Annotated in this window: 8 protein-coding genes; all 8 read left to right on the top strand. The window is 59.6% G+C overall.

Going from position 1 to position 15,322, the window contains the following annotated elements; all coding sequences use genetic code 11:
• Positions 1 to 262: 262 nt before the first annotated feature.
• The 8 genes from B5E60_RS10450 to B5E60_RS10415 all read left to right on the top strand — a co-directional run bounded on the left by B5E60_RS10450 (position 263) and on the right by B5E60_RS10415 (position 15,298).
• A complete protein-coding gene (locus tag B5E60_RS10450) occupies positions 263 to 1,069 on the top strand; it encodes a polysaccharide biosynthesis/export family protein (RefSeq protein ID WP_087311446.1) in 807 nt (268 codons plus the stop codon).
• Positions 1,070 to 1,078: 9 nt separating this feature from the next.
• Positions 1,079 to 3,562, top strand: coding sequence for a GumC family protein (locus B5E60_RS10445; RefSeq protein WP_087311445.1), 2,484 nt, complete (start codon positions 1,079 to 1,081; stop codon positions 3,560 to 3,562).
• Between the two features lie 11 nt (positions 3,563 to 3,573).
• The gene (locus B5E60_RS10440; RefSeq protein ID WP_087311444.1) at positions 3,574 to 3,963 is read left to right on the top strand and encodes a hypothetical protein; all 390 of its coding nucleotides are present in this window, start codon (positions 3,574 to 3,576) and stop codon (positions 3,961 to 3,963) included.
• 443 nt (positions 3,964 to 4,406) lie between these two features.
• Positions 4,407 to 5,207 carry a ligand-binding sensor domain-containing protein gene (locus tag B5E60_RS10435; protein ID WP_143260741.1) on the top strand — a complete coding sequence of 267 codons (801 nt, stop codon included), beginning with the start codon at positions 4,407 to 4,409 and terminating at the stop codon, positions 5,205 to 5,207.
• On the top strand, positions 5,122 to 8,949 hold the full coding sequence (locus B5E60_RS14280) for a response regulator (protein WP_087311442.1): 3,828 nt from the start codon (positions 5,122 to 5,124) through the stop codon (positions 8,947 to 8,949). Before B5E60_RS10435 ends, B5E60_RS14280 begins: the two co-directional genes overlap by 86 nt.
• Positions 8,950 to 9,274: 325 nt before the next feature.
• Positions 9,275 to 10,549 (top strand): hypothetical protein, encoded by a 1,275-nt coding sequence (locus tag B5E60_RS10425; RefSeq protein ID WP_087311441.1) that lies wholly within the window; start codon positions 9,275 to 9,277, stop codon positions 10,547 to 10,549.
• Between the two features lie 20 nt (positions 10,550 to 10,569).
• The gene (locus B5E60_RS10420) at positions 10,570 to 13,701 is read left to right on the top strand and encodes a SusC/RagA family TonB-linked outer membrane protein (protein WP_087311440.1); all 3,132 of its coding nucleotides are present in this window, start codon (positions 10,570 to 10,572) and stop codon (positions 13,699 to 13,701) included.
• A 13-nt stretch (positions 13,702 to 13,714) separates the two neighbouring features.
• Positions 13,715 to 15,298 carry a RagB/SusD family nutrient uptake outer membrane protein gene (locus B5E60_RS10415; RefSeq protein ID WP_087311439.1) on the top strand — a complete coding sequence of 528 codons (1,584 nt, stop codon included), beginning with the start codon at positions 13,715 to 13,717 and terminating at the stop codon, positions 15,296 to 15,298.
• Positions 15,299 to 15,322: the final 24 nt, after the last annotated feature.

Genomic DNA, 15,322 nt, shown 5'->3' with positions numbered 1-15,322 from the left:
GTCGCAGCAACGCGTGGATGCCTCAAAAAAGAGAGGAGAGTTCTCTCGCAAAACAGAGCCGCTCCCTCCCTAACTCCGCCCGATCGGAACATGCTCCGAATCCGATTTTTTTCGTTTTCGGACACCAAAGATACAATTTTTTCCCGAATCGCCCGCTTCAAATCCTCTTCCAATGTGAAATAGCTCGCTCCGGAAAACAAAAATACCGGATTTTTCACTATCTTTGCAAACCGAGTCACACCAAATATCTATTTTTTTAGAAATGAGCAACCTATACCGTCTCGTCGGATTCGCACTGCTGGGGCTTCTCCTCGCATCGTGCTCCGCCCAGAAACGTGTCTGGTACCTGCAGGATGTCCAACCAGCTACCCCCGAGCAGATCGTGCAGAACGGGGAGATCCGGATCAAACCCCTCGACCGTCTGATCGTCGTCGTAAACAGCAAGGACCCCGAACTCGCCGTACCGTTCAACTCCTCGACGGCCATGAACTCCCTTTCAACCAACGGATCCAGCTCTTCATCGAATATCGAGTCGCTCCAGACCCGAACCGTCGATGAGAACGGATGCATCCTGATGCCCATCATCGGGACCGTCAAGTGCGAGGGCCTCACCCGCAACGAACTCGCCCGGCTGATTGCCGACAAGATCGTCGAGGGCGGCTACATCAACGACCCCTCGGTAAACGTACAGTTCTCCGACATGAAGTTCTCCGTCATCGGAGAGGTCGCCCATCCCGGCAGCTTCGAGATCGACCGCGACCGGATCTCGATCCTCGACGCACTGGCCATGGCCGGCGACATGACCGTTTACGGCATGCGCAACGAAGTCATCGTTGCCCGCGAGGCAGACGGCAAACGGACCATCGAGGTACTCGATCTCACCTCGAAAGATGTCTTCAGCTCCCCGGCCTTCTACCTCCAGCAGAACGACGTCGTATACGTCAAGCCCAACAAGTACAAGGCCCAGTCGGCCGAGATCAGCCAGAACCGAAGCTTCTATCTCTCGCTCGTCAGCACGGCGATCTCCGTCATTACGCTCACCGTCTCCATCATCTCCCTCGCCAAATAAACTCCGATCATGATCGAACAGCAACCGAACAACATACCCCAACAAGCCTTTAACGACGACCAGGCCGGGGCCATCAACCTGCACGACATCATCCGCATGATCCTGATGAACTGGTACTGGTTCGTCCTCTCGGTTCTCGTCTGCCTCGGTGTGGCATACTACTACCTGGCCAAAACCCCGAAAATATACAGCCGGACAGCCACCATCCTCGTCAAGGACTCACGGAAGGGCGGCGCACCCGAGCTCTCGGCCTTCAGCGACCTGGCCAGCTTCCAGACCCAACGCAGCGTCGACAACGAAATCTATATCCTCCAGTCTCGCCGGCTGATGTCTGAAGTCGTCCGACGCCTCAACCTCACCGAAGCGTACTCCATTCACGAACACCTCCGCGACCGGGACCTCTACGGACAGTCACCCATCGACGTGGACTTCATCAACGGCGACGACAACCAGACCCTTTCGATGACCATAACGCCCCGCGGCGAACAGCAGATCGAAATCTCCCAGTTCCAGGACGGCTTCGTCTCCAAACAGGAGAGCCGCTCGGTCGTGACCGCTCAGTACGGTGACACGATCCCCACGCCCATTGGCGAAATCGTCGTCCACAAGACCCTCTACATGAATCCCGAATTCAACGGCGTCCCCATCCGGGTCGGGAAGAGTTCGCTCAAGGCCCTGACCGACGCCTACCGCGGAGCCATCAAGTGCGATGTGGCCAAGCAGGGATCCGTGGTCACCATCTCGATGAGCAACTCCGTCGCCAAACGCGCCGAAGATGTCATCAATACCCTGATCGACGTCTATGAAAAGGACGCCATCGACGACAAACGCCGCGTTTCGGTCACAACGGCCGAATTCATCAAGTCCAGACTCGAGGTCATCGGACGTGAACTCGGCGACGTGGATCGCGACATCGAAAACCTCAAAAAGGACAATCAGATGGTCGACATCGCCTCTGAAGCCACACGCAGCGTCACCGAAAGCTCGCAGTACAAGGCCGAAGGACTCTCGCTCGACAATCAGATCAATGTCGCGCAGTTCATCCGCAGCTATCTGAGCGACCCCTCCAAAGCCGGAGAGTTGATCCCCGCCATGGCCTCGGTCACCAATGCCGCCGTCTCGGCTCAGATCGACGAGTACAACACCGCGATCCTCCAGCGGGAAAAACTCCTCGAAAACAGCTCCGAAAACAGCCCCGTCATCCGCGATCTGGACAACCTGCTCGCCGCGATCCGCCGAACCATCATCGCTTCGCTCGACTCCCACATCTCGACTCTCGAGATCCAGCGCGATGCCATGCGGCGCGAAGAGGAGCTCGCAAACCGGCGCATCTCGACCATGCCCTCCCAGGAGAAGGTCATCCTCGGAATCACCCGTCAGCAGAAGATCAAGGAGGAGCTGTTCCTCTACCTGCTCAACAAACAGGAGGAGAACCAGCTCAACTATGCCGTCGCCGAGAGCAACTCCCGGACCATCGACGCCGCCTACGGCAGCAACGCACCCATATCGCCTCGGCCGATGATGATCCTCGGCATCGCCGTCGTCATCGGTCTGGCCATCCCGTTCGGTCTGCTCTTCCTGTTGAGCATGCTCGACACCACCATTCGCGGCCGCAAGGATATCGAAGACCACCTCAGCGCACCGTTCCTGGGCGACATCCCCTACCACGAGGGTGAAAGCCAGGATGGAGTCGTCGTCCGTGAAACCGGCCGCGACGCCATCTCCGAGGCCTTCCGCATCCTCCGCTCGAACATGTCGTTCATGAGCGTTTCGGCCGGAAACGAAATGAGGTCCATCCTCTTCACCTCGTCGAATCCCCACGCCGGAAAGACGTTCATCGCCATGAACCTCACCATGACGCTCGCCATGGCCGGCAAACGCGTCGTGCTGGTCGATCTCGACCTGCGACGTCATACCCTCTCCACGCTCATGGGACACGGGAAAACCCGAAACGGCGTCACCGGCTATCTCGCCGGATCGATCGCCGATATCGACTCGATCATCAACAAAACCTCCTACCACGAGAATTTCGACGTCGTATATGCCGGGGTTCAACCACCCAATCCCACCGAAATGCTCCTTTCCGAGAAGCTCGACCGGCTGATCGGTGAACTGCGCAGAAAATACGACTATGTCTTCATCGACAGTACTCCCGCCATGTCGGTGGCCGATGCCGTGATCACCGACCGGCTCTCGGATCTCTGCATCTACATCGTCCGCGAAGGCGTCCTCGACCGCCGGCAGCTCCCCGACATCGAGCGACTCTATCGCGAAAAGAAACTCCACAACATGTGCATCGTCCTCAACGGTGCCCGCACCCGCCGTCACGGGTATGGCTACGGGTATGGTTACGGATATGGCTACGGATACGGGTATGGGTATGGGTACGGCGACGACTATCACGACGAAAGCTATCGCAAACGCATCAAGGATTTCCTCCTCTCGCTGACCCGCCGTCACCACAAGGACCACGACCATAAACACAAACACTGATCCGTCCGACCATGGCCATTCATCACGCTGTCATAGCCGTCGATTTCGACGGTACGGTTGTCACCCACGCCTATCCCGAGATCGGTGAAGATGCCGGTGCGGTCCCCGTACTCAAGGAGCTGGTCGAGAACGGCTGCCGGTTGATCCTCTACTCGATGCGGCACGGCAAACTGCTCGATCAGGCCGTGGCCTGGTTCCGCGAAAAGGGAATCCCCCTCTACGCCGTAAACGAAAACCCCGAGCAGAAACGGTGGACCTCCTCGCCGAAGGTGCATGCCGATCTCTACATCGACGACAGCAACCTGGGTTGTCCCCTGCGATTCATCGACGGGGAAAAGCGTCCCGTCGCCGATTGGGTACGCATTCGCGAACAGCTCGTCCGCGAAGGATTCCTCGACTGACCGGGGGGGGTGAGAGCGGCCGGAGAAGTGAGGGCGGCCTGAAAAGAGAGGACAGCCGGAGAAGAGAGGACGGCCGGAAAAGAGAGGACGGCCGGAAAAGAGAGGGCGGCCGGAAAAGAGAGACTGACAGGCAGGTCAAGCGGGCGGAGGTCCGACCAGGACAGCGGTCCGATCAAAACAACAGTCTGATCAGGGCAGAAGTCCAGACAAATCGGCGACCCGACCTGAGCGGCGGTCCGACTAAAACGGCAACCCTGCCAAGATGAGGCTCAACGAAGGCGTCAACCCTACCAAAACCAACGGCCCTAACGAGAAAAACGAACCGCTGAAGACGAGTGACATAACGTCGCAGGCAAGGTCTCCGACATCCGTTGCATCCAACCCCGATTTGGCAAAATCGGGGTTTTGTCGTACCTTTAGGAGAAAATCCAGACTCTACGAACGTGCCAACCGCCCTCTCCGTTTTCCTGCACCGTGTGACCGGCCTGCTGCTGCTCACCGGAATCTTCGCTTCAACACTTCCCCTCGCGGCCGCCCCCTACGAAAGAATCCAGACCCTTTCAATGGACGACGGTCTCCCTCACAGCGACGTGAATGCCATCGTTCAGGATCCCGACGGCTATCTCTGGTTCGCAACCTTCAGCGGTCTGTGCAAATACGACGGTTACCGGATCCAAACCTTTCGGACCGACAACTCAAACCTCTCGAGCGATCGGGTCCTCACCCTCTTCATCGCCCGAGACTCCTCGCTCTACATCGGAACCGAATCCGGAGGCCTGAACTGCTACAACCCCGCCACCGAATCCATCACGCCGATCAACGATGAGTCACACGCCTCGGCCGATCAGGTTGTGAACGACATCTTCCAGGATCACGACGGAACCATCTGGGTCTGCCGCAACGACGGCCTGGCCTGCCTCGATACCCGAAACGGCGGCAGGTTCGCTCCGCTCGAAACCCCGATGGGGAGGTTATTACATCCAGTGCGGCACCGTCCTGGAGGACGGGCGGCTGCTCCTCTCCACCGACGCAGGTCCCGTCATCTACAACCCCGAAACCGAAGAGATCCAGAACGTGCTCCGCGACGAGATCCGCGCCCGATGCCTCTCGATCCGAACCCTCCGCGACGGGAAAATCGCCCTCTCGGGCGGTTGGGGCGTGAGAATTCTGGATCCCGAAAGTTGGAAAGTCAACCGAATCTGCGACTTCTCATCCCGCATCGTCTTTCAGGACAGCCAGGGTGAACTCTGGGTCGGAGCGTTCAATCAGGGCCTCTACAAATACGATGCGAACGGCGCCCAACTGGCACACTACCACCCAAAACTACCCATTCCGCACGCCATCAGTTCGTTCGAAATCAGCGCCCTGTTCGAGGATCGTTCCGGCGTACTCTGGATCGGAACCATCGGCGGCGGTCTGAACCGACTCAACATCGTCGAAAAACACATCGCCTGTTTCACCGAAGCGCAGGGGCTGAGCGAAAACCGCGTCATCACCTTCCTCGAAGCCCGCGACGGCACGCTCTGGGTCAGCACCCACGGGGGAATCGACCTCTTCGACCGACGGTCGGTGTCGTTCCGCAGACTCCGCATCAACGGAATGCCGAGCATCCGATTCGCCACCGTCTCGGCCTTCTTCACCGCGCAGAACGGCGACCTCTGGATCGGAACCTGGGACAAGGGCCTCTGGATCGTCCCCCGCAAAGAGGTCGAACAGGCTCCGACAAGCGGCGAAGTCCAGGCCCGGCAACTCCGTCATCCCGTCATCGACGGCGCCCTCTCCGTCTTCCGAATCGTCGAGGACCGCGACCGCCATCTCTGGATCAGCTCCAACCGCGGCTGTTTCGAGTACATTCCGGCGGCCCCCGGCGGCGTCGACCGCTGGATCAACTATGCTCACGACGTCAACGACCCCAATTCGCTCTGCTCGGACTTCACGACCGACATCTGTCCCGATCCCGCCACGCGCGAGAAGACCATCTGGATCGGAACCCGCTCGGGATTGAACCGGATCCGCTTCGATGCCGGAGGGGGGGGGAAGGCCAACTGCCAGCGCATCGAACTCGGAAACGCCGGCAACACCGCTAAACGCCGGAACCCCTTCATCTCGACAATCCACTGCGACCGCCAGAACGGGGACCTCTGGATCGCAACCATCGGCGAAGGGCTCTTCCGCATGTCCGAAGGCCGGAACGGCGGGGAAGCACCGCGTTTCGAGGGCTTCGACACCTCGAATACCCGACTCTTCAACAACGAACTCGAAAGTCTGCAGGAGGATGATCACGGCACATTCTGGATCGGTGGATACGGAATCACACGCTTCGACCCACGCACACGCTCGGTCCGGCACTTCACGGTCAAGGACCAACTCCAGAGCAACTCGTTCAAGATCTGGGCCTCGTGCCGGCTGCGCGACGGGCAGATGGCATTCGGCGGCGTGAAGGGTTTCAACATCTTCCACCCGGACAGCATCACCGACAACAACATCCGACCCCGTGCCGCCATCTCCCGGCTCAGAATCCGAAACCGCGCCGTCCATGCCGGCGACTCCATCCGCGGTAAGGTCGTCCTTCGCAAGGCCGTCAACCGCCTCGAACGCCTCGAACTCTCCTACCGCTGCAACAACCTCACCTTCGAATTCTCCGCATTCGCCTACGTCGACCCGCAGTACAACACCTACAAGTACCGCATGGAGAATTTCGACCACGACTGGAACTACACCGGAGGAATGTCGCCACAGGCCGTCTACACCAGCCTCCGCCCCGGAAACTACCGGCTGGTGGTCTATGCCGCCAACGAAGACGGATATTGGTGCGATGAGCCGGCCCGACTCGAAATCGTCATCCATCCGCCGCTCTATGCCACCCGGGTCGCATACCTCCTATATATATGTATGGCCGCCCTGGGCATCTACGCCTGGCACCGCCGATCGCTGCGCAAACTCCAGGAGCGGCACCAGATCGAACTCGAACGCAATAGATACTACGAAGAGCAGAAAAGCAGCGCCAACATGCTGCAGTTCTACACCGACATCGCCCACGAACTCAAAACCCCGCTCTCGCTGATCGCCGCACCTGTCGAGGAGCTGTTGATGAATCCACACATCGGCGAAACCACCCGAAAACGACTCGAACTCGTCAGCCGCAACACCGCGGCCCTCACCACCCTGCTCGAACAGATCCTCGACCTGCGGAAATACGAAAACCACAAGATGAATCTGGTCGCCGTCCAGACCGATCTGACGCAGTTCCTGCGCCGTGTGGCCGAACTCTTCAGACCGCTGGCCGACAACCTCCGGATCAGCTTCTCGATCGAGCTCCCGGAAACGCCGATCTTCGTCCGGATGGATCGCGACAAGATGGAGACCGTCGTCGTCAATCTGTTATACAACGCCTTCAAGTACACCCGCAAAGGTTCGGGCAAGGTGACCCTCTCCTGCGAAGAGCGGCAGCACGAGGTCGCAATCCTCGTCGAGGACAACGGAATCGGCATCGCCCGCAACGAACAGACCCGCATCTTCGAGCGTTTCTATCAGGCCTCGAACAACAACGCCGCCCAAAAAAGCGTCGGCATCGGTCTGGCGCTCTCCAAACACATCGTCGAACTGCACCACGGAACCATCGAGGTCGAATCGGAACTCAACGTCGGTTCGCTCTTCCGGGTCCTGCTGCCCAAAGGGTCGGCCCATCTCTCACCTGAACAGATCAAGGAGCCCGACGAGGTGCCGGACCACAGACTGCAACGGCTCCCGGCGCAGATCGAGGAGGAGTTGACCGCAGCTTCGGCCGGGATGGAGGCGCAGACGCCAGACGGTCGTTCGGCCGAAACGTCCCGGGATGGAGAGGCGTCCGGGGTGTCAGTTCCCTTCGCCGGAGCGGACGGGAGAGCGGCAGCCGGAACATCCGGAACGTACAGCGCGACTGCCGGGACAACCGGGACAACCGGCGCGGGAAGCGCAACGGCCGGGCCGGGAAGGTTTGCGGCCGAAGATGCAGTTGGGACCGGCAACGCGGCTGCCGGACCAGCCGCGCAGGGGCACGTGACCGCCGGGCCGGGAAGCTCCGCGACCAAAACGTCCGGATCAGCCCGTGCCGAAGCCGGATCGTCCGGATCGGAGAAAGCCGCCGGAGGTCGGGGTGAATCCGCCGCACGGCAGGCTCGAAGATCCGGTATCGAAAAAGGGTCGGGGCGAAGCGTCTCGATCCTTGTGGCCGAGGACAACCCCGCCCTGCGCGACTATCTCCACGCGGCTCTTCAGGGCCGATACGACGTCATCACGGCCTCAAACGGTCAGGAGGCTCTCTCGCTGGCGGTCGAACAGCAGCCCGATCTGGTGCTCACCGACATCGTCATGCCCGGAATGACCGGTATCGAACTCTGCCGCCGTCTGAAAACGGAACCCCAAACCGCTCAGATCGCCGTCATCCTCCTCACGGCACACAATCTTCAGGATTACGAAATCTCCGGTTACAGAGTCGGCGCCGACGGCTACATCGCCAAACCCTTCTCCCTGGAGGTGCTCTTCTCACGGATCGACAACCTCGTGGCCCGGCAGGAGATGATCCGCAGAACACGACTGCCGCACGCCGAAATCCCCGTCTCGGAGGTCTCCGTCGAAAAGAGCCAGGACCGCTTCCTGGTCAAATGCACCGAAACCGTCGAACAGGAGATGGCCGATCCGCAATTCGACGTACAGCAGCTGTGCCGCAAAACCGGCGTCTCCCGATCGCTGCTCTACAGACGGCTGCTCGCCCTGACCGGGCTGACCCCCGTACAGTTCATCCGCAACATCCGCCTCCGGCACGCCGCACAACTCCTGTCAAAGGACGGCTCGCTGCCCGTCAGCGAGGTGATGTACCGCGTCGGATACACCAACCTCAGCCACTTCGCCAAAATCTTCCACGATGAATTCGGGCTCCTGCCCAAGGAATTCGCCCTCCAAGGCCGGAACCGGGAGGAAAACGACCATAAAAAGACGAACAGCTGAGAGTCTGAACCTTAACTGATCCCGGATGCCATTTTTCAGATAAATTAATAAATACTTTTTCCGACAACCGCATATTTTGCAACATTTGCGTTAATTTTTCAGGTTCCGATCCCCTTTCTTTGTATTGGCTGCCCGAAATACGGCAGTCCCGAAACCTAAAATCAACGCCAATGAATCCCTTTACACCTCTATCTCACGCCCAGTCGGACGGCTCCCGCCGTGCCCGACCGATGGCGCACGACCCGGACCGACCCGACCGGTGACCCCTCACCTGCAAACCTTGTCTCTTTAACGATTTTTTTCGCCATCCTTAAAACCACGAACCATGAAACACGATTTACTCCATCTGCTGCCGGCCCTCGCACTCGCCTGTCTGACCGTGGCCTGCGGCAACGATTCGAACGGGTGGTCGCAACCCTACGAACTGGCCTGGCGCTACGATACCCAAACCCAGATCAGTGTCGGCAAACCTGCCACCTTCACCGACCTCTCGCTCGGCGTCAAAACCCGCCAGTGGAGCTTCCAGGACGCCACTCCCGCAACTTCGACCGAGCCCGAACCCGCCGTCGTCTTCAACTCCATGGGCACGAAGACCGTCTCGCTCACCATTCACTTCCTCAACGGCGAAAGCCAGACCCAGTCGTTCGACGTCGAGGTATTCTACCCCCTGAACGCCAAAATCAGCCCTCAGAACCTCACCCCGAAGGGCTGCATACGGCTCAATACCCCGATGACCTTCGGTCTGTCGGAGGTCGAGGGCGATCCGACCTCCTACGAGTGGACCTTCGAGGGCGGAACGCCGGCCACCTCGACCGAGGCAAATCCCCAGGTCGTATGGTCGTCGCCCAACAAGAAGGGCGCACGCGTCACCTGCCGCCTGAAACGAGCCGACGACGGCAAAACCACCGACCTGGCCGAAACCTATATCGTCGGAAACTACCCGCTGCTCTACCCCATTGCCGACAAAGACTACGACCCCTGGCAGTTCGAACTCGCCTCGCGCGGCAAATGGACCTTCTGGAACACAACGACTGGCACGGATGACATCACGACCAACACCGCGATCGTGACAGGCGGCGCCGATCAGACCAAACAGGCCCTCAAGGTGACCATCCAACCCGGAATCATCTACCAGCTCTTCACGCGCGACAATTGGGTCAACAACGCCCAACTCACGGCCGGCAAAAAGTACGAAATCTCCTTCTGGCAGAAGACCGATGCCCCGCAGGGTACGCTCATCGTCCTGCTCGGCGTCTACAACTACCTCCCCTCGTGGTCGTGGAACGACGTGCTCGGAACTCTGGCCAGTGACCACTGGAGCACCTATTTCCCCAATATTCCCTTCCAGGAACAGCCCGAAGAACTCCTCTCCATCTGGAGCAACGTCGAATACCCCCTTACCGAGGAGATCACCCTCCCCGCTACACCCGAGCTGATGCCCTCGTCCGAATGGAAGCAGGTGCGCTTCGAATTCACCGCCGCAAGCGCCAAATGCACCGACCTGCTCAACACCTATCCCCAGTTCGCGTTCCTCTCCTCGAACGGCGCCGACGTAAACTGGTATCTGGACGAAGTGCAGATCAACCTCATCGAAGAATAAACCAGCTTAAACCTTGAACCATGAAACGTTTCGTTCCCATATTGACCGCCCTGCTGCTCGTCGTGTCGGGGCTCCGGGCCCAAACCTCCGTCAGCGGCACGATCACCTCCTCGGACGGCAAACCCGTCGCCGGCGCTTCGGTGATCATCGACGGCACGACCGTCGGCGCAACGTCCGATGCCAGCGGCGCCTACCGTATCCAGGTCCGCTCGTCGAATGATGTCCTCGTATTCAGCTTCCTCGGGTACAACTCCGTCCGCGAAACCGTCGGACAGCGTACGCGCATCGACGTCTCGCTCGCTCCCTCCGATCTGAAAATCGACGACGTCGTCGTGGTCGGTTACGGCTCGCTCCGCAAAAAGGACATGACCGGGGCCGTCTCCTCGATCAAGGGCGATGCCTTCGAAAACCGCGTCCTCTTCTCGGTCGATGACGCCCTGGCAGGCGGCGTGGCCGGTCTGATGGTCAACTCCTCGTCGGGTAAACCCGGCTCGGAGTCCAACATGCTCATCCGGGGAGCCAACTCGCTCACCGGCTCGACCGCCCCGCTGATCGTCCTCGACGGATTCCCCCTGTTCGACGTCAGCACCTCCACAGGCGGCGGTATCGACGGCTACGACACCGGCATGTCCTCCCTCTCGATGATCAACCCCGACGACATCGCCTCGATCGAGGTTCTCAAGGATGCCTCCGCTACGGCCATCTACGGAAACCGCGGCGCGAACGGCGTCATCCTGATCACCACCAAGCGCGGTCGCGGCGACAGCGGCAAGATCCAGTATAACACCTACTTCGGTTTCCAGCAGATGAACCGCCGATACGACATGATGGACTTCCGCCAGTATGCCGCCTATCAGGTCGACCGGAACCCCTCGAACAACCATCTCTTCACCGACCCCGTCACCCAGCTGCCCCGTCAGATCGGGGACGTACAGTCGCGTGACTGGCAGGACGAAATCTTCCGTACGGGATTCATCCAGAACCACTCGCTCTCGGTGTCACACTCCAGCGACAAGACCAGCATGTTCTTCTCCGGATCCTACATGCAGAACAAGTCGGTGCTGATCTCCACCAACTGGCAGAAACTCACCGCGAAGGCCACCATCGACCACCGTTTCACCGACTTCCTCCGCACGGGCGTCGACATCGGATACAACCGCATCGTCGATGACGGCGTCCCCACCGGCGGCGAAGGAACCGCCCAGGTCGCCGGTATCATCACCTCGGCGCTCACCGCCCTGCCCTTCGAATTCGACGAAACCACGCAGGCCTTCTTCCGCCGTGCCGGAGTCTCGCAGTCCACGCTCGACTCCTACATCGACGGCTATCACGGAAACCCCGTCAACATCGCCAACCAGACCGAACTCTCCAAGCGGATCAACCGCATGATGCTCAACGCCTATCTCGAAGCCGACATCCTGAAGGACCTCACCCTGCGCGTCACGGCCGGTTATGACAACTACTCGCTCAAGGACCGGCAGTTCTACCCCACGTCGACTCCCCGCGGATACTTCTACAAGGGACAGGGCATCATCGGAAGCTCCGAGTCCGGCAGCTGGATCAACGAAAATACCCTCACCTGGAAACCCGTCTTCGGAAAACACCGCCTCAACGTGCTGGTCGGCATGACCGAACAGGGCTACACCACCTTCTACGACCGCAGCGAAACAACTCAGTACGAATACGAGGATCTCGGATCGAACAACGCCCAGATGGCCAAGGTCTTCAACGTCTTCTCGAGCAAGGAGCAGATCCGGTATGTCTCGCTCATCGGCCGTCTGAACTACTCGTACGACAACCGATACATCGCCACCTTCACCGTCCGCCGCGACGCTACCTCGCGCTTCATCAACAACAAGTGGGGTACGTTCCTCTCCGGTGCCCTGGCCTGGAACATCGACAGCGAAAAGTTCATGCAGAACCAAAACACCGTCAGCACCCTCAAACTGCGGCTGAGTCTGGGCGAGGTCGGCAACTCGAACGTCCCCACGGCCGGCTCCTACTCTCAGCTCTACGGCACAAACTACTCCTTCGGTAACATCGAATCCATCGGCCAGTCGTCGATGTCGATCGCCAACGAGGACCTTTCGTGGGAGACTACCCGCGAGGTGAATGCCGGTCTGGAGATCGGTCTGTGGAACGACCGGCTGCGCTTCACCGCCGACTTCTACGACAAGGTCACCCGGGATCTGCTGCTCGAGGCGCCGGTCATCAACATCGTCGGATTCGACAAGGCCTGGCAGAACATCGGCCGCATGCGAAACCGTGGTGTCGAGCTGAGCCTCAACGCCCAGCTCGTCAACCACCGGAACTTCAAATGGGACTTCTTCGCAAATTTCGCACTCAACAAAACCAAAATCCTTGAACTGGGGCAGGGCGGAGCCCCCATTCTGCTGGGTGTCACCTGTCTGGGCGGCCAGAACGCCGTGATCCTCCAGGAGGGCGGCCAGATCGGAGACATCTACGGATATGTCACCGAGGGCGTATACGGCCTGAACGACTTCGAAATCGACGGTATCACCCCCAAACCCGGCGTAGCAGTCGAAACCGGCGCCGAGGAGCCCGGATCCATGCGCTTCGCCGATCTCTACAAGGACGGCAAGATCACCTCCGACGACCGCACCGTCATCGGAAACTCCTCGCCCGACTTCTACGGCGCTTTCGGCACGAACTTCTCCTGGAAGAACCTCGATCTCAACCTCTCGTTCCAATACTCCTGGGGCGGCGATGTCTACAACGCAAACTACAACCAGCTGGCCGCATTCTCCGGCACCACGAACAACCAGATGGCCTTCTTCGAGGAGCGATGGTCTCCTCAGAACCTCTCCAGCACGCAGTACGCCCGGATGACCAACAACCAGGTCTGCTCGGCATTCGTCGAGGATGCCTCGTTCCTCCGACTGCGCTCGGCACGCATCGCATACACCTGTCCCCACAAGTGGTTCGGCCCCAACAGCCACATCGGAACCATCAAGTTCTATGTCGCCGCCGAAAACCTCTTCGTCCTGACCCGATACTCGGGATATGACCCCGAAGTATACTCCAAACAGGGATCCGGAAGCATGAGCAACATCCTCACCTCAGGGTTCGATTACGGCTGCTTCCCCCGCCCGCGCACCTTCACCGTCGGTCTCAACATCCTGTTCCAATAAAACGATCCGTATCATGAAAAATCTCATTCATTCAGCATACTCCATCGTCGGCGGGGTCTCGCTCGTCCTGGCCGCCGGCGCCACGACGGTCTCCTGCAGCGACTTCCTCGAAGTCCCGCTCGAAAGCACCGTCGCCACCTCCAACTTCTACAAAACGGCCGAAGAGTTCGATCTCGGTCTGACGGGCGTCTACAACATGCTGCTCTCCGCAGAGTGGGCCAACGGGGACCGTTACGGCTCCTATTTCCAGGGGTTCCTGATCCTCGGACGCGTCGGTACCGACGAGATGATCATCCCGAACAACATCGACGGCAACGAAACCGAACTCTGCAACTACACCTACACCCCCTCGCACCGATACATCTCCCGTACGTGGTATGTCCAGTATCGCGGCATTCAGCGCGCCTGCGTCATCATCGACCGGCTGACGAACACCGACATCGGCAACGAAAGCGAGAAAAACCGAATCCTCGGCGAGGCCTACTTCCTGCGCGCCTTCTACTACTTCCACCTGGTACGGCTCTTCGGCGAGGTGCCCATCATCAACCATGAGGTCACCGATCTGGAGATGGTCCGCACCGAAAAGGCCTCGATCGCCCAGGTCTACGAACAGATCGTCAGCGACCTGAAGCAGGCCATCGCCAAACTCCCCGTCTCGAATGCCAACGGCCGCGCGCACTACTACGCCGCAAAGGCCATGCTCGGCAAGGTCTATCTGCAGATGGCCGGCCAGCCCCTGCAGGACCCCAATGCCGCCGCACTGGCCGAAACCGAACTCCTGGACGTGATCCAGAGCGGACGATTCGCCCTCGTGACGGACTACTTCAGCCTCTTCGACGCCTCGAACGAATACAGCTCGGAGTACCTCTTCGACGTCGAGTTCGCCAACAACGGTACGACCACCTACGGCGGACAGGTCGGAACCACCGACGGCGTCCAGACCCCCAACAACCTCTACTGGACCGCCGTGTGGAGCACCCAGGAGTTCTACGAAACGTTCGACCCCAAGGACCTCCGCCGCGACAACATCGCCCGCTTCAAGTATGTCTACGACGACAACCAGAATCTGGTCAAGGAGGATCTCAGCGCCGAGCCCATCTACTACGCCTACAAGTTCCGCCACGCCCTGACCGAAGAGGGCCGCGGTGCCGGTTGGGCCAACTGGGCCAACCCGATCAACTTCCCCATCATCCGCTATGCCGACGTGCTGCTGATGTATGCCGAGGCCGTATGGCGCGCTCACGGAGCACCCTCGGATCAGGCCCTCGAATATGTCAATCAGGTGCGGCGCCGCGGCTTCGGGGTCGATATCCACACCCCCGATCCGGAGGTCGATCTCAAGATGATGAGCGGCGACGAGTTCGGCGAGGCCCTGCTCGCGGAACGCAGCTTCGAACTCTGCTTCGAAGGCCAGCGCTGGTATGACCTGGTTCGATTCGGCAAACTCGAGGAGGGCGTGAAAAAGTTAGCCAAGTACTCGAGCGCCGCCACCTCCCAGGCCCAGAACTTCCAGCCCAAACACCTCTTCTTCCCCATTCCGCAGGACGTCATCGACGCCTCGAACGGAAAGATCGAACAGAACCCCCTCTGGAAATAACCGCACCGGTTGCTAATACGACGT

The sequence above is a fragment of the Alistipes sp. An116 genome, from assembly GCF_002161005.1.
GTDB lineage: Bacteria > Bacteroidota > Bacteroidia > Bacteroidales > Rikenellaceae > Alistipes > Alistipes megaguti.
The sequence above is the reverse complement of the archived record's forward strand: the minus strand, read 5'-3'. Positions and strand labels throughout refer to the sequence as shown.

What these genes read in the sequence shown, in the direction of transcription:
- B5E60_RS10450 (WP_087311446.1), top strand. Translation starts at nt 263, where the DNA reads ATGAGCAACCTATACCGTCTCGTCGGATTCGCACTGCTGGGGCTTCTC.
- B5E60_RS10445 (WP_087311445.1), top strand. Translation starts at nt 1,079, where the DNA reads ATGATCGAACAGCAACCGAACAACATACCCCAACAAGCCTTTAACGAC.
- B5E60_RS10440 (WP_087311444.1), top strand. Translation starts at nt 3,574, where the DNA reads ATGGCCATTCATCACGCTGTCATAGCCGTCGATTTCGACGGTACGGTT.
- B5E60_RS10425 (WP_087311441.1), top strand. Translation starts at nt 9,275, where the DNA reads ATGAAACACGATTTACTCCATCTGCTGCCGGCCCTCGCACTCGCCTGT.
- B5E60_RS10420 (WP_087311440.1), top strand. Translation starts at nt 10,570, where the DNA reads ATGAAACGTTTCGTTCCCATATTGACCGCCCTGCTGCTCGTCGTGTCG.
- B5E60_RS10415 (WP_087311439.1), top strand. Translation starts at nt 13,715, where the DNA reads ATGAAAAATCTCATTCATTCAGCATACTCCATCGTCGGCGGGGTCTCG.